Below are 21,916 nucleotides of genomic sequence, written 5' to 3'. Positions count from 1 at the left end.
CCGCTACGACCGCCGGACCGAGACGGCCCGCCGACGCAGGTCCTCCTGTGCGGGTCCGTCGAACACCCTTCCGTCGACGGTGTACCGTGAGCCGTCGCAGGGGCAGTCCCAGCTCTCGCCCGCCGGGTTCCACTTGAGCGTACAGCCGCTGTACGTGCACGTCCCCGAGACCGCCCGCCACTCGCCGTCCTCGGTCCGGTAGAGTCCGAGCGTCTCGCCGTCGACGTTCACGACTCTCCCGTCGCCCGGCTCCAAGTCCGGGACGCTCTCTCCGTCGCCGAGGGGCCGGTGGCCCTTCGCGAACTGCTTCAGCATGTTCGCGCCCGCCTTCGGCAACCGCTTCATCGACCTCACCGGCGGAATCCTGTTGGGGTCGTACAGCCGCTCCCACTCGTTCTCGCGACCGGCGACGAGGTCGGTGAGCAGGAGTCCGGCGACCGTCCCGTGGGTCATCCCCCAGCCGCCGAACCCGGTGACGACGTAGACGCTGTCGGAGAACGGCGAGATGGTGCCGATGTAGGGGACCCGGTCCATCGTCATGTAGTCCTGGGCCGACCACCGGTAGGTGAACTCCTCGATCGGGAAGCGCGAGGTCGCGAACGACTCGATCTCCCGGACGAGTCTCGCCGTGTCCCCGCCGGTACCGGTCGGGTGTCTGTGGCCCTCCACGAGCAGCATCGTCCCGTCGTCGGTCGGGATCGGGCGGAACGAGTGGGTCTTGGGACCCGCGCTGAAGTAGAGGTCCTCCGGCACCTCGCCGTCGACGGTGCCGGTGAGGATGTACTCCTGGCCGGGCAGCGTCCGCATCGAGTACAGCAACCGCTTGTAGAACGGGTAGTGGGTCGCCACGACGACGTCGTCGGCCTCGACCCGGCCGCTGTCGGTCCGGAGCCGGTGCGGTGACCCGGTCTCCATCTCGGTCACCCGGGTGTCGTCGTAGATCCGGCCGCCGCGGTCCTCGAACGCGTCGAGCAGCGAGAGCAGGTACTTCCGCGGGTGGAAGTGGGCCTGGTCGTCGTACCGGACGCCGGCCGCCGCGTCGACCGGCGCGGGGACCTCGGTGACGTACGAGGCGTCGAGTCCGAGCCGCCGCGCCGCGTCCACTTCCCGCTCGACCTTCTTCTCCTTCTTCAGCGACGGGACGTACGAGTACGCCGACGCCCGCGTGAACTCGCAGTCGACGTTCCGCTCGTCGACCCGGGACGCCATCTCCTCGAGCGCCGTCCGGTTGGCGTCCGCGTACAGTCTGGCCCGCTCCTCGCCGAACGTCTCGATCAGATAGTGGTACCGCAGGCCGTGGGCGACGGTCACCTTGGCGGTCGTGTGCCCGGTCGTCTGACGCGCGACCTGATTCGCCTCCAGCAACACGACGTCGTGACCCTCCTCGGCGAGGAACGTGGCCGTGGAGACGCCGGCGATGCCGGCGCCGACGACCGCCACGTCCGCCTCGGTGGACTCGGTCAGCTCCGGATGCGACGGCTGGGCCGTCGAGTCCACCCAGTACGACATCGCGCTGTCGGGAAGCGGTAGCCTAGATCCCCCTTTCCTCATGGTCGATGCCTCGGCTCCGGGCCACTAGTGGTTGTTCGCCCCCACGACACCGCGGACTGGCGGTCGCTGCCGGCGCGTCCCGCGGCGGTCCGTCGCCGCCGGCAGTCGGGTCCCAGCCGCTACCGGTCACCGGCTACCCGCCACCCCCGAACGCGATCTCGCCGCGCATCGAACTCGGATGGACCTGGCACAGGTACTCGGCCATCCGCTCGGTCGCTTCGAACGTGACCGTCTGGGTCTCGCCCTGCCGGGACATGATGTCGGTCGCGAGCAGGACGTTCCCGTTCGAGTCGACGATCGCGAAGTTGTGCGGCAGCCCGTCCAGGTTCCGCCACGTCACCTCGTAGCGCCTGCCGGTCTCGAGGTTCAGGGTCGGGTTCACGCCCTCGGAGATCGGCCCCTGCTGGAGGGCCTGCCAGCCCGCCACCTCGCCGCCGATGAAGAAGCTCGTCGCCACGTCGGCGGTGGTCGTCTGCTGGGCCCGTTGGGTTGCCGTCGCGGTCTGCCGGGCCGTCGTGGTCTGGCGGGCCGCCGTGGTCGTCCGGGTCCCCGCCCCGCCCGCCTCGGGCTGCTTGACGACGAACTCGTCGATGACGTCCTTGTCGTACATGATGTGGATGAACGGCTGCTTCTGGCCGTTCGGGAGCTCGAAGGCGGTCGGGACCGGGTCGTACGTCGGCCCCTGCTCGGTGATCTTGACCGGCGGCAGGATGCCGTGGGTGTGGTGGGGATAGCCGAGATACGCCTCGTCCTCGGAGAGCGGGAGGTCCTTCGTCGTGACCAGGTGGTACTGGCTGTCCCGGACCATCTCGGTCGTCATGAAGTGGATGACCCGGTTCTTGTCCACCACCTCGCCGTTGATGAGGAGCTTCCCGATGGACCACATCGCGCCGTAGGCCATCATGCGGGGCATCAGCGGCGTGCCGGTCCCGGTCACCCCGTGCAGCAGCTCGGTCGTCACCACGCCGCCGCCCGTCGCGTAGTTGGGCCAGAGCGGCTCGATGACCTTCTGGAGCCGGAGCTCGTACTCGTTGCCGGCCGGGTCGGTGAACGTCGAGCTCAGCTCGACGTCGTCGCTCGGCAGGTCGGGGTCGTCCTTGCCCGTCCTGTCCCGGAGCCGCCGGTTCGTGTAGGTGATGTCGAAGCTCCCGCTGGTCGTCCTGTACTTGTCGCTGAACGGCGTCGGGATCGTCGTGTGCGTGAAGCGGGTTCCGTCCTCGTTGACCGCCCGCGCCTCGAGGGGCAGTCCCGACGGGAGCGGGAACTCCCGCAGCACGTCGGCCACCGGCGGTTCGGCCACGTTGATCCAGTGGTCGGGCAGGCTGTACGGCTGGTCGGGCGTCCCGAAGGTGAACCGGCTCAGCGTCCGCCTGCCGGGCAGCACCCAGTTGACGACGCTCCCCGGGTCCTGGTGGGCCCTGAGTTCGATCGTCGGGAACCGGTGGAACTCCTCGGCCCGCTCGGTCCGCACCGGCACGTCCTCCCCGAAGCCGAAGGTGCTCGCGGCCGCGATACCGCTCAGTTGCATGAACTCCCGCCTGTCGAATCTGCGGTCTCCTGTCACTGTCCTCCCCCCGTCTGGCGACGGGACAGCCCCGGATAAACCGGGAGAATCGTTCGTGCGCTAGCAGTGCATTTCCGCTCGGCGGCCCGGGTCCGGACGCGGTGTACCCGCCTCGTCCCCGACGCGCCCGCTGTCGGCGCCACCGGCCCGGAGAACAGCCGCAATACGTGGGGATTACCGGCGACTTCAGGACCGGTAACGACCCAGCAGTCGGTCTACCAGCGACCGCTCCCCGTCCGAATCGGCACGTGAATCGGCGTCGTCGGTCCCCGCTCCGTCGGTGTTCGCGGCCCCGGAGTCGCCTCCGCCTCCGGCGGCAGGCGAGTCTGCGCTTCCGGTCGCGGCTCTCTGCGTTGCGTCCTCCCTGGCGGTCTCCTCGCCCCGGACCGCCCGAGAGCCGGGGTCGTCGGTCGGGTCGACCTCCGCCTCCCGGACCAGCAGTTCGAGCTTCTCGCGGTGTAACTCGTCGAGCACCGTCTCGGCGTCGGCCAGCCACCGGTACAGCCCCAGCTGGAGCCGTCGGTGGACCTCGTCGAGCGGGACGGGCGAGTACTGGTTGACCTGTCCGCCCTGCTCGAGGCCGCGGGGCCGTTTCTCGACGACGCCGAGATCGTCGAGGTGGTTGAGGCGCCGGTTGACGGTCGTCCTGTCCAGCGACAGCTCGGCCGCGAGGTCCTCGGCCGTCGCCTCCTCCTCGGTCATGAGCGCCCGGCAGATCGCCAGGTCGGTCGACGAGAGGTCGAACACCGCCGCGAGGACCGACTCGGTGTCCGGCCGGTCGTAGGTCACCACGTCGCTGACCGGGTCCCGCGACTCGGCGCAGCACGGGACCTCCTCGTGGCGGCCGAGGCTACCGCAGACGGGACACTCGTACGCCTCCACGTCCTCCTCGATCAGAGCCATGTTCATCGCTACCACTAGTCTCCGGATACCGTTTCTGGCTGGGGTCGTCCCCGCCGGTACCGACCCCCGGGGACGCCCGTCGCCCAACGGACGTGACGACCCGCGGGCGACGACCGGGGACCGGGGTCGACCGACGCCGCGGCGAGGAGTTTCTTCAGGTTCGACCGCCTACTGTCCGCATGACCGAGTTCGACCTGCTCGTCCTCGGCGGCGGCACCGGCAACGTCGTGGCGTCGGCCGCGGCCGAGGAGGGGCTGGACGTGGCGCTGGTCGAGCGCGACCGGCTCGGGGGGACCTGTCTCAACCGGGGCTGCAACCCCTCGAAGAAGCTGATCCACCGGGCCGACGTGGCCGAGACCGTCCGACGGGCCGGCGCGCTCGGCGTGGACGCCAGCGTCGAGGACGTCGCGTTCGCCGACGTCGTCGACGAGGTGAACCGGGAGATAACGAACGCGGCCGAGTCGAAGGCCGAGACCGCCCGCGAGAGCGACCGCATCACCCTCTTCCGGGCGGAGGGCCGGTTCGTCGGCAAGCGCACCGTCGAGGTCGACGCCGAGAACGGACCGGAGGAGATAACCGCCGAGAGGGTGGTGTTCGCCGGCGGCTCCCGACCGATGATTCCGGACTCCATCGCGGGCACCGACGAGGTCGACTTCCTGACCAGCGCCGACGCCCTCCGCCTCCGCGAGCGCCCCGACCGGCTCGTGATCGCGGGCGGGGGCTACGTCGCGGCGGAGATGGGCCACTTCTTCGGCGCGATGGGGGCCGACGTGGCCATCGTCGGTCGCAGCGAGGTGCTGCTCGACCGCGAGGACCGCGACGTCGCCGAGTTCGCGACCGACGCCTACGCCGAGCGCCACGAGGTCCACACCGGGTACGAGGTGACCGAACTGGCCGAGGGCGAGGGGGACGACGCCGAGGAGGGAGCGGTCGAGGGAGGCAAACTGGTCCGCGCGGAATCGAAGGACGGCGAGGAGCTCGAACTCCGCGGCGACGAGGTGCTGCTGGCGACCGGTCGGCGGCCCAACGCCGACTCGTGGAACGCCGACGCTGCGGGCATCGACACCGACGAGAAAGGGTTCGTCGAGACCGACGAGTACCTGGAGACGTCGGCCGACGGCGTGTGGGCCATCGGCGACGTGGCGGGCAACTACATGTTCAAGCACTCGGGCGACCGGGAGGCCGAGTTCGCGGTCCGGAACGCGGTCCGGGGCGAGCGCGCGAGCGTCGACTACCCCGGGATGGCCCACGCCGTCTTCGGGTCGCCGCAGGTCGGGTCCCTGGGCGAGACCGAGGGCGACCTCGACCGCGACGACTACGACGTCGGCACCTTCGCGTACGACGACACCGCGCTCGGGTCGGCGCTGGTCCAGGACGGCTTCGCCAAGGCGCTCGCGGCGCCCGATGGCGAGGTGCTGGGGTTCCACGTGGTCGGGCCCCACGCCTCGATGCTGGTCCACGAGGTCGCCACCGCGGTCGCGGCGGGGGCCGACGCCGACCGCATCGCCGAGACGATCCACGTCCACCCGGCGCTCTCGGAGGTCGTCCAGGGCGCGTTCCGGGAGGCCCGCGGCCACCCGCCCACGGGCATCTGAAGGGCCGGCTCCGGCTCCCGCTTTCCGGTGGTGGCACCGCCTCGCACCGCCGGCGGTGAGCGGTAGCTTTTTCCCGGTGGTATCGAAAGGCGCCGGACGAGTTCCGGACGCCGCCCGCGTCCCCGTCGCCCCGGGCCGTCTCGCGGCCGCTAGCCGCGGCTCTCGCTATCCGTCCGACGGCGCTGTCACCCGTCCGGCGGCCGGGGTTCGGCGGCGTCCCGCCCGTCCCCATGAGCGACTCCGCCTCCCCCTCCGACGCGACCGACGCACCGAGCGACCGACAGCCAGCCCCCGGCGACGAGCCCGCGAGTCGGGCGTCCGGCGATGCGGGCCGGACGTCCGACGGCGCGGGCCGCACGGACGCGACTGGCGGCGGGGACGACCCCGCGAGCGGCGGCGAGCCCGACCCCGCGACCGGCCCCGACGCCAGCGAGGTGTCGTTCCGGGTCGAGGTGCTGAAGGGCGCCACCGCGAAGCTCCTGATGTTCGTCGTGGGCCTCGCCGGGTCGACGTACATGGCCCGGACGGTGGGGCCCGCGGTGTACGGCGGGTTCTACCTCGTGCTGTCGCTGGCCCAGTTCGCGGCCCGGTTCACCCACGGCTTCGCCGGCGCGGGCCAGAAGCGACTCGCCGAGACCGACACGCCCAACGGCGAGATACTGGGGCTGACGCTCGGCGCGATCGGCCTCAACAGCGCGGTCGTCGCGGTCGGCGCCGTCGCGCTCGCCGGACCGCTCCGCGATTATACCGGGGTCGCCGACGCCCCGCTGCTGGTGGCGGCGCTGTTCGTCGCCATCTCGACGTTCGTCCCGATGCAGTTCCTGCTCGCGGGCACCGGTCGGGTCGGCGTCACCAACTGGATCGACCTCGGGCGGACCGCGGTCCGGCTCCCGCTTCAGCTCGCGCTGGTCGCGATGGGCCTCGGCGCGGCTGGGATGGCCGGCGGCCTGATCGCGGCGACCGCGGTCTGGGTGCCCGTCACGCTGTACTGCCTGGGCGTCAGGCCCGAGGTGCCCTCGCGGGCGACCGTCGCCTCGGTCTGGTCGCACGCCCGGTGGAACATCCTGACGAACCTGGCGGGCAAGGCCTACACCCGGTTCGACGTGTTCCTCATCGGCGCGCTCGTGACCGCCAGCGCGGTCGGCGGCTACGAGGTCGCGCTCGAACTCACGGTGCCCGCGACCATCCTCTCGAACGTCATCCTCGACGGCCTGCTCGCGCGGGTCAGCAACCTCGCCAGCCTGGACCGCGACGTCGGCCCCGAGATAACCCGGGGGCTGGCGTACAGCAGCCTGCTGGCGATCCCGGTCTGCGGGCTGGCGCTCGCACTCGCCCGGCCGGCGGTCGTCACCGTCTACGGGTCGGAGTACGCGAGCGCGGCGGGCTTCGTCGCGGGCCTCGGCGTCTACCGGGTCGTCCAGACCCAGCGCGAACCGCTCAACGACGCCGCGAAGGCGCTGGACCGGCCCGACGCCACGTTCCGAGTCAGCCTGGTCGCGCTCGCGGTCAACGTCGTCGTCGGCGTCCCGCTGGTCTGGTACGGGTCGGCGGTCGGCGCGGTCGTCGCCACGATCGCGGCCGAGCTGGTGCGCTGGGCGCTGCTCCACCGCGTGCTCGCGGCCGAGGGCGCCGAGGTCGCCAGGCTGCCCGCGACGGTCCAGTCGCAGTTCGCGGCCGGGGCCGCGCTGGTCGCGGCGGTGCTGGGCCTCCGGGCCGCGGTTCCGGCCGTGACGACTGGGTGGCACGGGCTCGCGGCGCTGGCGGCGACGGGCCTGGTGACCTACGGCGTGGTCCTGTTCGCGGTCGACGTCGAGGTGCGCGGGGTCGCCCGGCGCGCGCTGGGCGACGTGTCCCGCGCAATTCGGATCGCGTGGCCCTGGGCGGACGCCCGGCCGCGGCCCTGAGTGGGAGCGAAACGGGGAACGGCCGGAGCTATATCAGGTACAGCCGGGTCGTCCAGAACTCGCGGAACGCGTCGTCGAGCGCGGCCTCGGGCTCGCCGGTGGCGTCGACCGGCCGGGTCGCGTCGGCCCGGTCGTCGAACTCCCCCAGCAGGGTGCGCTGGCCCGCGACGAACAGCCGGTCGACGCCCTCGTCGGCCAGGACGTCGTCGACGGCCGCCTCGCACTTCTCGAGGTGCTCGTCGATCTGGGCGTCGCGCCGGCGCTCGAACCGGCCCTGCGAGAAGCCGCCCTTCGAGTGGTCGCCCTTCACGTCGCTCTCGAACCCCTCGAAGGCGACCCGGTCGCGGCCGTCGTACACGCCGAGCGCGAACAGGTCCGACCGGACCAGCGCCAGCGCGAACCCGCCGGTCGGCAGGAACCACTCGCGGTCGAGCCGGAACCCCTCGGCCCACTCGGCGAAGGGGTCGGGCGCGACCGGCGGGGCGAGCGCGGCGCTCACCAGGCCGGCGTCGTCGGTCACCGCCAGGCAGGGCCGGGCCCGGTCCACGAGCGCGGCCCGGTCGCCGAAGGCGTCTTCGACCGGGTCGGGCAGGTCGCCGCCCTCGCCGACCATCGCGGTCAGCGCGGCCTCCGGTCCGGTCTCGACCGAGTCGAGCCGGTCGAGGACGTCGGCGAGCCGGTCGCCCCGGACCGACTCGGCGCCCCGGAAGTCGAGGCCGGCGTCGGCGCCGCCCTCGGTGCGCTCGACCCGGTCTTCGAGCTCGGCGATGCGGTCCTCCAGCCGGTTGACCCGCTCCTCGGCCTCCTGGCGGGCGGTGGCGGCCTCGGCCCGGCGCTCCTCCTCGGCCTCCAGCTGGCGCTCGAGGTGTCGCTTGTCCTCCTCGAGGTCGGCGATGCGCTCCTTCAGCTCCGCGCGCCCGAGCAGCTCGTCGAGCATTCGGCGGAAGTGGCGAGCGGAGGCGCCTTGTAGTTTCTGTTCGGCCGGACGGTTCCGGAGCAGCTCAGCGCCGTGCGCCGGTCGGGACCGGCGCCGCCGCGACCGACACCGATGCCGCTACGAAATATATAGAATACGGTGCTAAATATATACTTTCGGCGGCACGTTTAAGGGCGTCAGTCGGCTAGCTCCGACCGAGAAATGACTACCGAGGGAACCGCAGTCACCCGACGAGACGCCGCGTCGGCACCCGACGCTGACGATTCCGAATTCGAGTTCGGCGGCGAACCCGCCCCGCTGGCCCGGTTCGCCGGCCCCCGCGCCGAGACGCCCACGACGCTCGCGCTGTTCTCCGACCCCCACGTCGCCACCGAGGAGGAGGGCACCTGGAAGGCCTACCACCGGACCGAAGCCCGCCTCCGGGCCGCGGTCGCCGACGCCAACGAGCGCGACGTGGACGGCGTCGTCGTCGCGGGCGACCTGACGAAGGACGGCCACCCCGCGGAGTTCGACGCCGCGGCCGACGCGCTGGCCGACCTCGACGCGCCCGCGGTCGCGGTGCCGGGCAACCACGACGTGCCCAAGGCGTTCGACGACCACGACACGCCCTCCGTCGCGGCGTTCGCCGACCGATTCGCGCCCGACGAGTTCCCGTTCCGGGCGCGGCTGGGCGGCGTGGACGTGCTGGGGCTGAACTCGGCGTCGGCGCCCGACGGCGCGCTCGACGCCACCCACGACGGCGCGGTCTCCGAGGACCAGCTGGCGTGGCTCGAAGCGACGCTGCCCGAGACCGACGCCGCGCTGGTCGCGAGCCACCACAACCTGCCGGGGCTCGACGCCGCGGTCGGCCCGGACGGCCACGCGCCCCACCCGCCGGTCGGCGACGCGCCCGCGCTCGTCGAGGCGCTCTCCGGCCACGACGCGCTCCACGTCTCGGGCCACGTCCACCTCCCTGCCGCGATCACCGGCGACGTCCGGGGGCTGGTCTGCCCGGCGCTGTCGTCGTTCCCGCAGGCCTACGTGCTCGCGGAGATCGGTCCGGAGGGCACGACGCTCCGGCTGGTCCCGATCGCCGACGACGAGGGCCTGGCGGAGGCCTACGACCTCGCGCAGACCCACTCCGACCGGAGCGCGAGCATTTGCGACGTGGTCGAGCGGCAGTTGGCGGAGCTGCCGCTGGCGGACGAGCGGTAAGAATCCCGTTTCCTCTAATCGGCGTTCGACGGCGCTAACGCCTCGACGGTGCGCTCGACCGTCTCGTCGTCGGCGTTGCTCGGGATGGTCACCATCGGCCGGGTCACGCAGTCGACGTCGGCCACGGCCCAGAACTGCTCGCGGGCCTCGTCGGGCGTCCCCGCGACCCCGAGCGCCGCGACCATCTCGTCGGTGACGCGGTCGGCGGCGGTCCCGCGGTCGCCGTCGCGCCAGGCCTCGGCGACCGCTTGAGCCTCGTCCGGGAACCGCCGGCCGACCGCGCGCTCGTACCCCCGGCCGTTACCGACGTAGTAGGCGACGTGGCCGCGGATGACGTCCCTCGCCTCCTCGGGGTCGTCGCCGACCGCGGCGGGGACGTAGGGCGCGACGTCGATACTCGCCTCGCGGCCGGCGGCCTCCATCTGCTCGACGATGTACGCGTAGGCGTCGTCGAGGTCCGGGAACGGGACGTTGTGCGGAATCCAGCCGTCGCACAGCCGCGCCACCACGCGCCGGTTGGCCTCCCCGAGCGCAGCGTGGTAGATCGGAACGTCCGCGTCCAGCGGCGGGAAGTCCTGCACGTCGAACACCTCGCCCCCGTAGTCGACCCGGCCCCCGTCGCCGAGGAAGGCCGTCGCGAGCTCGATGGTCTCGTGGGCGCGCCGGACCGGGTTCGGTGCGTCCCACTCCGCGCCGTGGAGGTCCTCCACGGCCTTCCGCGTCGAGGTGCCGACGCCGAGCCGGAACCGGCCGTCCGAGACCCGATCGAGGGTGGCGGCGGTCATCGCCAGCACCGCGGGCGACCGCGAGAAGACGTTGAGGATGGCGGTTCCCAGGTCGACCTCGTCGGTCCGGGCGGCGATGTCGGTGAGTCGGACGACGGCGCTCTCGCCCCAGAGCTCGCCGAGCCAGAGGCCGTCGTAGCCCAACTCCTCGGCACGGACGCCGAGGGCGGTGGTGTCGAGGTCGGTCGTCTGGGGCAGCAGCAGGTCGGTCGGCATGGCGCTATCCACCACGCCGACGGTGAAAAAGGCGCGTGGCGCGGTGCGAACAAGACGTGAGAATTCCGGTCGTCTGGGTTCTCAGTCGGCCGCGGCGGCCGGCGTTCGACACCCGTCGCCGGCCATCGCGAGCACGTCGTCGAAGAAGTCGAGGCTGTCGTGCGGGCCGGGGTTGGCCTCGGGGTGGTACTGGCGGGTGATGACGTTCAGGTCGTCGCTCTCCAGGCCCTCCGCGGTGTCGTCGTTGACGTTGACCTGCGTCACGTCGAGCTCCGGACCCGGCTCGGCGACGGTGTAGCCGTGGTTCTGGGTGGTCATCACGACCCGGTCGGTCCGGAGGTCCCGGACCGGCTGGTTGACCCCGCGGTGGCCGAAGGCCATCTTCTCGGTGGTGCCGCCGAGCGCCCGGGCGATGATCTGCTGGCCCAGGCAGATGCCCGCCAGCGGGACCTCGCCCGCGAACTCCTCGACCAGCGCCCGGGCGGCTTCGAAGTTCGCAGGGTCGCCCGGTCCGTTCGAGATGAACAGCACGTCCGGGTCGAACGCGGCGACCTTCTCGGGCGAGACGTCGTAGGGCAGGACGTGGACCGTCGCGCCCCGGGCGAGCAGCGAGTCGACGATGCTGCCCTTCGCGCCGCAGTCGATCAGCGCGACGTCGGGGCCGTCGCCGCCCTCGTAGGTCGTCGCATCGGCCACGCTGACCTGGGCGCCGATGTCGGTGTGCTCGCTCATGCCGGGGCAGTCCGCGAGCGCCTCCTTGGCCTGCTCGGGTGAGGCGTCGGGGCCGGCCGAGATGCCGCACTTCATGGCGCCGCCCTCGCGGATCTGGCCCACCAGGTCGCGGGTGTCGAGGTGGTCGACCGCGGGCACGCCCTCGTCGGCGAGCCACTCGGCGACGTCGTCGGTGAGCTCGCGCGCGACGACCGCGCGGGGGTGGACGCGGTCGTCCTCGAATCGCTCGGTTCGGACGCCGTAGTTCCCGATCAGGGGGTACGAGAACGTCAGGACCTGCTCCTCGTAGGAGGGGTCGGTCAGGCTCTCCTCGTATCCGGTGTACGCGGTCGTGAACACTAGTTCCCCGTGGGACGTGCCCGGAGCGCGACAGCGCGCCTCCACGACACTGCCGCCCTCCAGCGCGACGTATGCGTCCGACATTACGAGATTCATACGAAACCCACCCGTATAAACCTTGCTTTCGTAGTGAGATTACGAATTTCGTAATCATCAAGTGGGGTCCCGGACTACCCTCACATCTCAATGGACGAACTCGACCGCGACATCCTGAGCATCCTCCGGCGAGACGCCCGAAAACCGTACACGGAGATCGCCGAGGAGGTCGGCACCAGCGAGGGGACCGTCCGGAACCGGGTCGAACGCATGACCGACGAGGGGGTCATCGAGCGGTTCACCGTCGCCACCCAGACCGGCAACGTGAAGGCGATGATCGAACTCGACGTGGCGGTCGACGTCAACACCTCGTCGCTCAGCGAGCGGGTGGCCGACTGGGAGCAGGTCGACTTCGTCTGGCAGGTCTCGGGCGAGGAGGACATCGTGCTGGTGGTCGACGCCGCCGACACCCAGAGCGTCAACCGGCTCATCACCCGGGCCCGCGAGCTGGAGGAGGTCGTGAACACCAAGACCCGACTCATCCTGGACGAGAAGCTGGGCTGACGTCGCGCGGTCGCGCGGCGCGTCGGGGACGCTCTTCTCGCCGGCGGAATCCGTCTTCTCGACCGGAACGACAGGGGAAATCGGGGTCGCGGAGCGCGCCGTCTCCCGGTCGGCGGGTCGAACCGTCCTCAGCCGTCCGTCTCCGACCCGTCCCCCTCGAACGACACCTCGGCGATGCGGGTGTTGTAGGGGTCGCGCTCCTCGGCTTCGGGCGGAATCTCGACGTCGGGCGAGTACTGGCTCACCGTCCAGAACCGCCCCGACTGCGGGTCGACCGAGACGCCGTTGTAGTCGCCCCAGCGCAGCGGGTTCTCGACGGTGCCGAACCCCTCGCCGAAGTCGTAGTTCGACGCGCCCTCCTGGACCACGAGCGCGTCCTCCAGCCGCCCCGGCTCGTGGTCGGCGGTCCGGCCCGCGACGACCGACCGGACGTACGTGTCCGGGCCGCTCGCGTTGTGGGCGATGACCGCCGCGCCGTCGTCGGCCCCGATTGTCGGGATGTAGTAGGAGGCGCCGGGCTCGCCCCACACGCCGCTCTGGACGACCGACCGCGACGCGACGTCGATCTCGTACCACCGGACCGCCGCGACCGCGCGGCCGTCGCCGTCCCAGTCGTACTGGACGGTGTGGGCGGTCCACAGCGACCCGTCGTCGAAGTCGGCGTTCATCAGTCGGGTCCCGAGGGTGTCCACGAGGTCGGTGTCGTCGCCGCCCTTCTGGCGGGCCGGCGGCGGGTAGCTGTACGGGTCGACCGCGAGCGTGTGGCACGTCAGGGCGGGATCGCCGACCGGGTCGGTGAGCTCCCAGAGCGTGAGCGTGCCGGGGCTCGCGTCGGGCGAGGGGAAGTCGGCGTTCACCAGGTAGTAGGTCCCGCCGCTCCCGCCCGAGAACGGCTGGAGCGCGGGCTGGACCGTGAACGTCAGGCCGTCGGCGTCGGGGTCGCTCAGCCCGGTGAAGTGGTTGGCGGTCGCCGGCTTGCCGGTGTACAGCGCGGCCTTGTCGAGCGCGACCGTCGTCACCTCGAACACCTCGCCGAAGAAGTTCTGGGCGAGGTAGACGCCGTCGCGGTCGAGGCCCAGCGTCGGGTAGTCGACCAGCCCCTCGTTGCGGATCGGGGGCACGCGGTAGACGTGCCACTCGCCGTTCGGGTTGCCGGTGGCCGACGCCGCGACGAGCCACCAGCCCCGCGGCGGCCGGCTGACCCGCTCGGCGTCGAACTCGCCCTCCTCCAGGGCCTCCCGGTCGATGACCTCGCCGTCGGTCGTCAGCCCGGGCTCGTACTGGGTCGCGGCCAGGACGAACCGGTCGTCACCGCGGTCGTAGCGCGCCCGCGGGTCGAACACGAACGGCGCGCCGTAGACGAAGCCGCCCTCGGGCTCGGGGATGACCGGCTCCCAGAGCCGCTCCAGCGGGAACTGGTGCTGGCGGCGACCCGCTTGCTTGTCGAAGATGGCGACCTGTCGGTTGAGCGCGTGGACGACCTTGCCGTCGCCCGCCGCGACCTGCGAGTCCGAGGGGACGCCGCCCCGCGTCCCGGCGGCGTTCACCCCGTCGTACTCCGTCTCGGCGGTCAGCGGCCCGGGGTCGTCGAGGTTCGACTCCTGGGCGGCCCTCCGGGGCGGCTGTCGTCCCCGGCCTTCGCTGGCCGCCGCGCGCAGGTCCGCGGCGGTCGCGTCGGCGCCCGGACTCGCCGCGGCGACCGACCCCGGCGATTCCCCGCGGGCCCGGTCGGCCCGGATCTGTCCGAGGTTGACCGTCGCGCCCTCGTACGTCCGCTCGAACGGGCCGTCCGCGCAGTCGGCCCGGGCGGTCGCGACCTCGCCGCCGAACCCGGCGAGCGAGAGGCTCCCGATTCCGACGCCGGCGGTCTGCAGCAGCCGGCGTCGGTCCATCGACGGGCCGTTACCGTCTCGTTCTGTGTCTCCTCGTGTTCGTCTCATGGCGCAGCGAGCGAAATAATTCCACCGCTCGGAGTTAGTTAATTATGAACTACTCTGACACGGGATACGGAACGATCGGATAATCTTAAGTGAAATTAGAGAGTGAATAATTGGGTCAATGCAGACAGAACAGGCGCGACGGTGGCCAGCTATCTGGTGCGACGAACCGGATTCGACGCCGTCTGTACGAATCAGGGTCCGGGATGCGGAGACGCCGACCCGGGGTCGGGGCAGCACCGGCCGAACGGTCACTTCGACTTCGGGGGGTCGCCCACGCCCGGCGACTCCAGCCACTCGGGCTCCTGGAGGTCGTCCTTCCCCTCGTGGACCCGGCGGTAGAGCGACCGGACTGCGCGGTTGAACGTCCCTCGGCCGACCCGGGGCCGGACCCGGCCGTCCCGAATCGCCTCGACGACGGCCTCGGGCGAGAACTCCTCGACGTCGACCTCGGTGTAGGCCCGGCCCACCTCGACCGGGAAGTGGGCGTCGCTGCCGCCGACCAGCGGCAGGTCGTGGCGGTCGGCCAGTTCCCGGACCCACTCCTCGGTCCGGGGGTGCTTGCCGTTGATCTCCATCGCGTCGAAGTCTGCGTCGACCTCCCGGACCGTGCTGTTGCGGTACGGGTGGGCGACGACGGCCGCGCAGTCTCGGTCGTGGGCCAGGTCGACCGCCTCGGCCGGCGAGAGCTCGCCGGGCTCGGTCCGGCGCGGCGGATCGGGCCCCACCGCGAGGACGTGGCCGTGGGTGGTCGAGATCTCGATGCCCGGGACCGTCGCGGCGAACCGGCCGCCCGGCGCCGCGTCGCCGAGGTCGAACTCGCGGTAGTAGTCGTGGTTGGTCAGCGCCACCCCGTCGAGCCCCCGCAGTCGGGCCGCCCCGGCCAGCAGCCGGACCCCCACGGGGTCGTAGTAGGCCGCGGCCCGCTCGCGGCCGTGGAAGAACCGCGTGTGCGCGTGCAGGTCGACCGTGTACACGCCGAACTGTACCAGCCGGTAGACCTTTTGCTTTCTGCCCCCAATTCGAGGTCACATGCCCGACAGCGGGGGCGAACCCACGGGCGAACCGATTCTCCCCGACGGCGGCGGTGACCGGAACGACAGCGTGCTCGTTCTCAACCCGGTCAGCGGGAACGGCGATCACCGCGAGCAGGTCCGGGGCCTGGCCGACGGGGCCGGGTTCACGGTGCTGGAGACCCGAGAACCCAGTGAGGCCGTCGCGTTCGGTCGGCTCGCGGCCGCGGCGGGCGCCGAGCGGGTCGTCGCCGCGGGCGGTGACGGTACCATCAACGAGGTGGCCCGCGGCCTCGACGCCGCCGACGCCTTCGGGGAGGTGACGTTCGGCGTCGTCCCGACCGGGACCGGGAACAACTTCGCGTCGAACCTCGGGATCGAGAGCGTCGAGCACGCCTTCGAGCTGCTGGCCGACGGCGAGCGCCGCCGCATCGACGTGGCGACCGCCGACGGGGAGCTGTTCCTGAACTCGTGCATCGCGGGGCTGACCGCCGAGGCCAGCGCCTCGACGTCCCCCGAGCTGAAGGGCCGGCTGGGCGTGCTTGCCTACGTGCTCAACGGGCTCCGGACGCTCCGGGAGTTCGACGCGCTCCCGCTGGCGGTCGACGCCGACTGCCCGGCGGCCGACCGGACGTGGTCGGGCGAGGCCCTGATGGTGCTGGTCGGCAACGCCCGGCGATTCCCCGCCGAGGGCCGCGCCCAGTCGGACTGCGAGGACGGGCTGCTGGAGGCGACCATCGTCGAGCGGACGCCGCCCGCCGACCTGCTCCAGGAGACCGCCATCCACCGGCTGTTCGGCGACGAGACCGAGCACGTCACCACCCTGCAGGCGTCCGAGCTCCGGGTGGAGGTCCGCCGCGACGAGCCGGTCGGGTTCAGCTTCGACGGCGAGACGAGCTCGCACGGCTCGCTGACGATGGCGACCGGCGAGAAGACGGTCGAACTCCCGGTGGGCGAGAACTACGAGCCGACGCCGGACTGAGGGCGTCGGGCTGTTTTCGACGGCCGGTCTACGTGTCGAGCCGGTACCGGTACGGCGACGACCGGATGACGGTCACCTCGCCGCGCCGGGCGCGCCGCCCGAGCACGGTGGCGACGCGGTGGGCGCTCTCGATCGGTTCGCCGCGTGCCTCCAGCAACTGGTGGATCTCGCGCGCGGTCAACGGCTCGTCGGCGTCGGCGTCGGCGAGGACGGTCCGGATCCGGTCGTACTCCCTCGCGCACTGAGCCATGGGTCTACTCCAGTATGTGACTGATTGCCACTTATGGTTCAGTCAGACGGGCGTCAGACATATGAAATCTAACTGTCAAGAGATGCGGATCGACGGGTCCGGCGAGAGGGCGGCGGCTGTCAGACCGCCTGGTCGTGGGGGCCCGAGAAGTCCCGCTCCCGGCGGTACTGGTCGACGAACGCCGAGACGTCGAAGTCGAGCATGTCCTCCTCGAACTGGGCCATCGCGGAGTCGTCGTCGGCGTGGCTGACGGCGTGCTCCATCAGCTCCACGAGCAGTTCGACCACGATCTCGTGGAGCCGCCGGGAGTCGAAGTCGGTCACCCACACCAGCGCGTAGCCGACGTCCTGGTCGTCCTCGACGTTCTCGCTGACGACGTCCTCGGGGAACTCCTCGAGCACGACGCCCATCACGTGGGGCGTGCCGAACTCGCCGAGGTCGTCGTCGGTGTCGATGGTCGCCCGGAGCACCTCCACGAGGAACTCCGGGACGAAGCGGGAGGGCGGGTGGACGTCGGTCACGACCGCGTGGGCCTCGCCGCACGCGCAGTCGTACTCGCGCATGCCCATGTCGAGGTCGTGGACGTGGACCGACTCGCCGCAGGGGAGCTCGAGCTCGGCCCCGCGGCCGCCCGGAACGCGCGGTTCTGCCATGTCTCCCGGTTGGTGACTCGCGCGTTTAAAGGCCGCGACTCGGGGAACCGCGCGTCGGCGGAAAATCAGGGACGGGTCGACTCCGTCACGCCTCTGCCGCGGTGGTCTCCTCGACGTCCCTGGCGGTGTAGATGTTGTACCCCGCCAGGATGGCGACCAGCGCCCCGACGACGATGTCGTTCCAGAAGCTCAGCGCGCTGGCGGTGTCGTAGATGAACGGCGCGACGACCAGCCAGAGGCCGAGCAGCGCGACCAGCGACGCCACGCCGACGCTGATGGCCTCCTCGTTCGCGGCCCGGTAGAAGTTGTACGCCGCCAGCACCGCGATGGCGGCGCCGACCACCATGTCGTTCCACGGGTTGGCGGCGAGCGCGCCGCCGAACACGCCGTCGGCCCAGATGTCGCCCGCGACGACCGCGTCCCACACGAACGGGGCGACGATCAGCCACAGGCCGAGCAGCACGTTGAGCCCCGCGGTCCACTTGCCCTCCTCGTCGGGGTTCTCGTCGAGCGCCTCGTCGTAGTCGTTGTAGTCCGAGTCCGCGACGTCGTCGTCGAAACCGGCGTCGTCGTCATCGTCACCGTCGTACGGGTCGTTGTCGACCATGCTTTCCCGGGCGATGGTTGCCCCTCGACGCGGATAAGCGGGCGACCCCGTTCGAAACCGTTCGGTTGTTACTCGGTCGTTGAGGGGGAGCGCGAGACGGTCGGAACCGGGTCGGCCGCCGGTTCACCGCTCGCCGCGGTCCCGTAACCGTTCCCCGGTCGGCTGTAATCGGTCTGTAATCGGAGACGACGCCGGCGGTCAGGGCCAGTCGTCGCGCTGGTTCTCCTCGGTCTCGACCGCGTCCCCGTCGACGTCGTCGGCGAGCTGCCACTCCGCGGCCTCGGCGGCCTCGGTCACGTCGAGGAACTCCCAGCCGGTCTCGTCGGCCAGCTCGCGGTCCTCGTCGGCCGTGCTGACGAAGACGTGGCGGTCGGTGTCGAACTGCTCGCGGACGCTCTCTAAGCTCTCGGCCTTCCCGCGCGGGCCCGAGAAGAAGTCCTGGCGGATGCGGTTCTTCCGGGTGAAGTTGGTCACGACGTAGGTGGGCTTGTCCGAGACCACGCCGACGTACTTGCTCCACCGCCGGGCGTCGTCGAACACCGCGCCGGGGTCGGCCAGCTCCTCCAGCGCCGAGAGCTCGAAGGCGAGGGTCATGTCGCCGCTTCCGTTCATGCCCGTGTGTCGGCCCGTGGCGGGCAAAACGCCTTCGGTACCGGCCCGGGGCGGCCGGCGGGCCGGTGCGGGGCCCGGCGCCGACGCTCCGGAGCACGCGAGTCGGCGTCAGGCGAGCTCTACCTTGAGGTACTCGGCGAACACGACCACCGGCTCGTCGTCGAACTCGGCGGCGAGGTCGGGTGTCACTGCGACGTTCGTTCGGTCGTCGGTCTCGGCGAGCAGTTGCTGGGCGCGGTCCGACAGCTCGTCGAAGTGTCGCACCGGCGTGCCGGACGAGACGTCGGTCGTCGGACGGAGGCGAAGCGTCCGCCCGTCGCCGTCGGCTCCGGAAGTCGTGTTCAGGGACATTATGCTACACGATACCAAATGTCGTGGAGTATCTTAAGCCTTCTGGCGTGCGGAACCAACGTCTCGCGGATGTAGATATTCCTCGCCGGCGAGGGGTCGGAAAAGGGACGGCGCGGATTGACCGGGAGCGCGGCGCGAATCGGCCGCGGCGGGCGCCGGCCGGTCAGAACCGGTAGCCCTCGTCGTCGTCGCCCAGCGACCGCTCGGTCGTCTCCATCATCTCGTCGGCGAACTCCATCTCGTCGCGGGTGTCGCTCTCCATCGTGGTCTGGTACTCCTTGATGCCGAGCGAGAGCATCTCCTCGAGGGCCTCCTGCCGGTCGACGAACTCCTCCTGGGAGACCAGCTGGTCGATCTGCATGTCGATGTCGTCCGACAGAGAAATTTCGAGTTGGGGCATGTGGAGCCGGTAGCGGTTCCACGTATAACAACGTTGGGTACGGTTGCAGTTCGTTCCGCGGGCGGCGACCAGGGTTTTGAGCGTCGAAGCCGTCGGATCGCGCATGGCGAGCGTCGACACCCACCTGAACGAGATCGCCGCGCTCGCGGACGAGGAGCTCGACGAACGGGTCGGTCCCGCGCCCGAGGACCACGAGTACCGCGAGGCGCTCGAGGCGATGCGCGCGGTGGGCGGCGAGTCGGCGGTCGACCGGCTCGCCGCGGACATCGAGCGGTCGATACGCAAGTCCGAGACCCTGCCCCGGGAGCGGTCGGTGCGGTCGCTGGCGCGCGACATCTGCGACGAGGAGGGGTACGAGATCCCCGCCGACTCGTGGCTGGCGGAGTGAGCCGGGGCGTCAGCCGAGCCGTCGGGCCCGGGCCCCGCGCGGACCGCGAGCGCGGGCGGCGGCGCCGGGGAGCTCGCTCGCACACCCCCGACAGAACCGGTATCCGGGCTCGTTCTCCGCGCCGCACTCCGGACACTCCACGGTGTCGTCGTCGCCCGCGCCGGCGCTCGGGGCGCCGTCCGCGGGGCGAGCGACGCCGGTTCGCAGCCGAGACAGCGCGACCAGCTGGACCAGCGCGACCGCGATCACGGCCCCGTACACCCAGGTCGGACCCATGGTCGTCCGAACGTACGCACCGAGAAGAGTTAATCACTTTGCCGCCGTCCCACTGCGTCCGCGAATCCGTCGCGGGTTGCGGCCCCGATCGCTCTTGGTCGGCGGGGGCGCCGACTGCCGGTGGGGCGTCTACTGCCGGGAGGGGCGCCTACTGCTCCTGGGGGATCGCGAGCTCGTCGGGGTCGAACTCCTTCTCCAGCAGGACCTCCTTCTGGTCGGCCACCTCGGCCTCCTGGCGGATGAGGTCCTTGTACTTGCCCTGGGGCGCGATGTCGCCGATGAGCACGCCGCCGACGAGCTTGCCGTCCTTGAACGCGAGCCGGCGCCACTCGGTGTCGCTGTACTTGCGCTCGCACTCGTCGTCGCCCAGCGTCGGGAAGCCGAAGCTGAGGAACGGGAAGTCGAAGTGGGTGATGGAGTAGGAGGAGACCCACCGGAACGCCTCGGCCTCGTCGTCGGCGACCATGTTCTTGGCGGCGACCTGGCCCTGCTCCTTCGCCGAGCCCCACGAGCCGTTCTGGGCGTACTCGTCGAGGATGGTGTCGTAGTACCGGGTGATGTCGCCGGCGGCGTAGATGTCCTCGGCGCTGGTCTGCATGTACTCGTCGACCACGATGCCGCTGTCCTCCTCGACGCCCGCGCCCTGGAGGAACTCGGTGTTGAAGTTGAGCCCGATGGCGACGCCGACGAAGTCGCTGTCGTACTCCTCGCCGTTCGCGTCGACCGTCGAGACGACGCGGCCGTCGTCGTCGGTCTCGAAGCGCTCGACGCCGCTCTCGAGCACGGGTTCGACGCCCTTCTCCTCGAGGGCGTCGTGGATGATCTCGGCGCCGTCGAGGCTCAGGCCGTAGCGCCACCAGCGGTTGCCCCGCATGATGTACTTGGCGTCGACCCCCTGGGCGGCGCAGACCGCCGCGAGGTCGATGCCCAGCAGCCCCGCCCCGACCACGACGCCGGTGTCGGCCTCGCTGGCGTGCTCCTCGATGCGGCGGGCGTCCTGGAACGTCCAGAAGTGGTGGACGCCCTCCGCGTCGCTGTTCTCGACCGGCAGCTGGGTCGGCGTCCCGCCCGTGGCGACCAGCAGCTTGTCGTACTCGTAGGTGCCGCTGTCGTGGGTGTGGACCTCGTGGGCGTCGGCGTCGACCTCGGTGACGAACGTGTTGAGCTCGAGGTCGATGTCCCGCTCGGCGTACCAGTCCTCCTCGTGGATGGAGATGGGCGCTTCGGGGAGCTTTCCTTTGGCGAACTCCTTGATGAGGATACGGTTGTACAGGGCCTCACCTTCGTCGGTGATGACGGCGATGTCGGCGTCGGGGTCCTCCTCGCGGAGGGTCTCCGCGGCGGAGCTGCCCGCGATCCCGTCACCGATTATCACGTACGACTCGCTCATAGCCGAACCTTCACTATCGGGGTTAAAGTGGGTTGCTATCTCCGAATCGTGCGACTGACTCACGGACAGACGGACTTTTGGGAGTCGCGCCCCAACCGTCGCCCATGAAGATAAAGCAGAACGTCCGCCACTTCGCCTCCAAGAAGGCGCTGGAGCTGCCGGTGGTCTCGGACCTCGTGAAGGACAAGCTGGTCGACCTCCACACCCGCATCTTCCTCGAGAAGGCCGACCCCGACCACCGCGAGGAGCGCCGCGAGCACCTCGACGCCTTCTTCGACGCCACGATGGACACCTACCTCGCCGCGCTCCAGCAGGGCGCGCCCGAGGCCGAGGCCCGCGAGATCACCCACGTCCAGGCCAACTTCGACTTCTACAACCACGGCTGGACCGAGATGATGGAGTTCCCGGTCGACGAGCTCGGCGACCACTACGAGCGCTACGAGACCTTCTTCGAGCGCCACGGCATCACCATCGAGGACCCGCTCGGGGAGTTCGGCCCGCCCGCCGGCCTCCCGGCCGCGCCCTCGACCCCGGAGAAGCTGGAGGAGCCCGAGCACCCCTACGCCGAGGGCGGGTTCGCCGACGACGTGTACGTCGAGGACGAGGACGGCAACGTCCACGTCGGCGGCCGGGAGGAACCCGAGGACGTGAACGTGTCGGACGCGCCCGGCGTGAGCGACGAGGACGCAGAGGCGTAGCCGCTCTGTTCTCGCTGCGGACGTCGCCGATTCGTTCCC

At 71.0% G+C, this 21,916-nt stretch carries 23 protein-coding genes; 7 read left to right on the top strand and 16 right to left on the bottom strand.

What is annotated here, in order from left to right; translation table 11 throughout:
* Positions 1-3: 3 nt before the first annotated feature.
* The 3 genes from ACQUQF_RS03670 to ACQUQF_RS03660 form a co-directional block, all read right to left on the bottom strand.
* Entirely contained in the window at positions 4-1,509 is a 1,506-nt protein-coding gene (locus ACQUQF_RS03670) for an FAD-dependent oxidoreductase (RefSeq protein ID WP_435175824.1), read from the bottom strand.
* A gap of 175 nt (positions 1,510-1,684) precedes the next feature.
* Complete coding sequence (locus ACQUQF_RS03665) at positions 1,685-3,115, bottom strand: cupredoxin domain-containing protein (protein WP_435175822.1); 1,431 nt, start codon at positions 3,113-3,115, stop codon at positions 1,685-1,687.
* Positions 3,116-3,301: 186 nt separating this feature from the next.
* Positions 3,302-4,018, bottom strand: a complete 717-nt coding sequence (locus tag ACQUQF_RS03660; RefSeq protein ID WP_435175821.1) for a helix-turn-helix domain-containing protein — start codon at positions 4,016-4,018, stop codon at positions 3,302-3,304.
* A 179-nt stretch (positions 4,019-4,197) separates the two neighbouring features.
* Between ACQUQF_RS03660 and ACQUQF_RS03655 the strand changes: the two genes are divergently transcribed.
* Complete coding sequence (locus ACQUQF_RS03655) at positions 4,198-5,613, top strand: dihydrolipoyl dehydrogenase family protein (protein ID WP_435175819.1); 1,416 nt, start codon at positions 4,198-4,200, stop codon at positions 5,611-5,613.
* 230 nt (positions 5,614-5,843) lie between these two features.
* On the top strand, positions 5,844-7,517 hold the full coding sequence (locus ACQUQF_RS03650) for an oligosaccharide flippase family protein (protein WP_435175817.1): 1,674 nt from the start codon (positions 5,844-5,846) through the stop codon (positions 7,515-7,517).
* Between the two features lie 28 nt (positions 7,518-7,545).
* Here ACQUQF_RS03650 and ACQUQF_RS03645 read toward each other — a convergent pair whose 3' ends face one another.
* Entirely contained in the window at positions 7,546-8,454 is a 909-nt protein-coding gene (locus ACQUQF_RS03645; RefSeq protein WP_435175815.1) for a Vms1/Ankzf1 family peptidyl-tRNA hydrolase, read from the bottom strand.
* A gap of 201 nt (positions 8,455-8,655) precedes the next feature.
* Here ACQUQF_RS03645 and ACQUQF_RS03640 point away from each other — a divergent pair, with 201 nt between their 5' ends.
* Entirely contained in the window at positions 8,656-9,648 is a 993-nt protein-coding gene (locus tag ACQUQF_RS03640) for a metallophosphoesterase family protein (RefSeq protein WP_435175813.1), read from the top strand.
* Positions 9,649-9,662: 14 nt separating this feature from the next.
* Here the strand turns inward: ACQUQF_RS03640 and ACQUQF_RS03635 are convergent, their stop codons facing one another.
* Together ACQUQF_RS03635 and carA are read right to left on the bottom strand one after the other, a co-directional pair.
* Positions 9,663-10,649, bottom strand: a complete 987-nt coding sequence (locus tag ACQUQF_RS03635; protein WP_435175811.1) for an LLM class flavin-dependent oxidoreductase — start codon at positions 10,647-10,649, stop codon at positions 9,663-9,665.
* A gap of 81 nt (positions 10,650-10,730) precedes the next feature.
* Positions 10,731-11,804 (bottom strand): glutamine-hydrolyzing carbamoyl-phosphate synthase small subunit, encoded by a 1,074-nt coding sequence (gene carA / locus ACQUQF_RS03630; protein WP_435175809.1) that lies wholly within the window; start codon positions 11,802-11,804, stop codon positions 10,731-10,733.
* 102 nt (positions 11,805-11,906) lie between these two features.
* Between carA and ACQUQF_RS03625 the strand changes: the two genes are divergently transcribed.
* Positions 11,907-12,320 (top strand): Lrp/AsnC family transcriptional regulator, encoded by a 414-nt coding sequence (locus ACQUQF_RS03625; RefSeq protein ID WP_435175807.1) that lies wholly within the window; start codon positions 11,907-11,909, stop codon positions 12,318-12,320.
* A 128-nt stretch (positions 12,321-12,448) separates the two neighbouring features.
* Here the strand turns inward: ACQUQF_RS03625 and ACQUQF_RS03620 are convergent, their stop codons facing one another.
* Both ACQUQF_RS03620 and ACQUQF_RS03615 read right to left on the bottom strand, forming a co-directional pair.
* Positions 12,449-14,260 (bottom strand): hypothetical protein, encoded by a 1,812-nt coding sequence (locus ACQUQF_RS03620; protein WP_435175805.1) that lies wholly within the window; start codon positions 14,258-14,260, stop codon positions 12,449-12,451.
* 248 nt (positions 14,261-14,508) lie between these two features.
* A complete protein-coding gene (locus tag ACQUQF_RS03615) occupies positions 14,509-15,234 on the bottom strand; it encodes a CehA/McbA family metallohydrolase (protein WP_435175803.1) in 726 nt (241 codons plus the stop codon).
* Between the two features lie 55 nt (positions 15,235-15,289).
* Here ACQUQF_RS03615 and ACQUQF_RS03610 point away from each other — a divergent pair, with 55 nt between their 5' ends.
* Positions 15,290-16,252: a diacylglycerol/lipid kinase family protein gene (locus tag ACQUQF_RS03610; protein WP_435175801.1), complete on the top strand. Its 963-nt coding sequence runs from the start codon at positions 15,290-15,292 to the stop codon at positions 16,250-16,252.
* A 28-nt stretch (positions 16,253-16,280) separates the two neighbouring features.
* Here ACQUQF_RS03610 and ACQUQF_RS03605 read toward each other — a convergent pair whose 3' ends face one another.
* The 6 genes from ACQUQF_RS03605 to ACQUQF_RS03580 all read right to left on the bottom strand — a co-directional run bounded on the left by ACQUQF_RS03605 (position 16,281) and on the right by ACQUQF_RS03580 (position 19,125).
* On the bottom strand, positions 16,281-16,502 hold the full coding sequence (locus ACQUQF_RS03605) for a hypothetical protein (RefSeq protein ID WP_435175799.1): 222 nt from the start codon (positions 16,500-16,502) through the stop codon (positions 16,281-16,283).
* 119 nt (positions 16,503-16,621) lie between these two features.
* Positions 16,622-17,155, bottom strand: a complete 534-nt coding sequence (locus tag ACQUQF_RS03600) for a DUF5815 family protein (RefSeq protein ID WP_435175797.1) — start codon at positions 17,153-17,155, stop codon at positions 16,622-16,624.
* Positions 17,156-17,240: 85 nt separating this feature from the next.
* Complete coding sequence (locus ACQUQF_RS03595; protein WP_435175795.1) at positions 17,241-17,762, bottom strand: SPW repeat domain-containing protein; 522 nt, start codon at positions 17,760-17,762, stop codon at positions 17,241-17,243.
* Between the two features lie 198 nt (positions 17,763-17,960).
* A complete protein-coding gene (locus ACQUQF_RS03590; RefSeq protein WP_435177593.1) occupies positions 17,961-18,356 on the bottom strand; it encodes a DUF7124 domain-containing protein in 396 nt (131 codons plus the stop codon).
* Positions 18,357-18,482: 126 nt separating this feature from the next.
* Positions 18,483-18,725, bottom strand: a complete 243-nt coding sequence (locus ACQUQF_RS03585; RefSeq protein WP_435175793.1) for a hypothetical protein — start codon at positions 18,723-18,725, stop codon at positions 18,483-18,485.
* Between the two features lie 163 nt (positions 18,726-18,888).
* Positions 18,889-19,125, bottom strand: a complete 237-nt coding sequence (locus ACQUQF_RS03580; protein ID WP_435175791.1) for a DUF7120 family protein — start codon at positions 19,123-19,125, stop codon at positions 18,889-18,891.
* A gap of 103 nt (positions 19,126-19,228) precedes the next feature.
* Between ACQUQF_RS03580 and ACQUQF_RS03575 the strand changes: the two genes are divergently transcribed.
* A complete protein-coding gene (locus ACQUQF_RS03575; RefSeq protein ID WP_435175789.1) occupies positions 19,229-19,513 on the top strand; it encodes a hypothetical protein in 285 nt (94 codons plus the stop codon).
* A gap of 9 nt (positions 19,514-19,522) precedes the next feature.
* Here the strand turns inward: ACQUQF_RS03575 and ACQUQF_RS03570 are convergent, their stop codons facing one another.
* Both ACQUQF_RS03570 and ACQUQF_RS03565 read right to left on the bottom strand, forming a co-directional pair.
* Entirely contained in the window at positions 19,523-19,789 is a 267-nt protein-coding gene (locus ACQUQF_RS03570; protein ID WP_435175787.1) for a zinc ribbon domain-containing protein, read from the bottom strand.
* A 148-nt stretch (positions 19,790-19,937) separates the two neighbouring features.
* Positions 19,938-21,179, bottom strand: a complete 1,242-nt coding sequence (locus ACQUQF_RS03565) for an NAD(P)/FAD-dependent oxidoreductase (protein ID WP_435175785.1) — start codon at positions 21,177-21,179, stop codon at positions 19,938-19,940.
* A gap of 104 nt (positions 21,180-21,283) precedes the next feature.
* On the opposite strand from ACQUQF_RS03565, the gene ACQUQF_RS03560 reads away from it, so the two are divergent.
* On the top strand, positions 21,284-21,877 hold the full coding sequence (locus ACQUQF_RS03560) for a DUF6149 family protein (protein WP_435175783.1): 594 nt from the start codon (positions 21,284-21,286) through the stop codon (positions 21,875-21,877).
* Positions 21,878-21,916: the final 39 nt, after the last annotated feature.

The organism is Halorussus sp. AFM4 (genome assembly GCF_051194995.1).
Classification (GTDB): domain Archaea; phylum Halobacteriota; class Halobacteria; order Halobacteriales; family Haladaptataceae; genus Halorussus.
The sequence above is the reverse complement of the archived record's forward strand: the minus strand, read 5'-3'. Positions and strand labels throughout refer to the sequence as shown.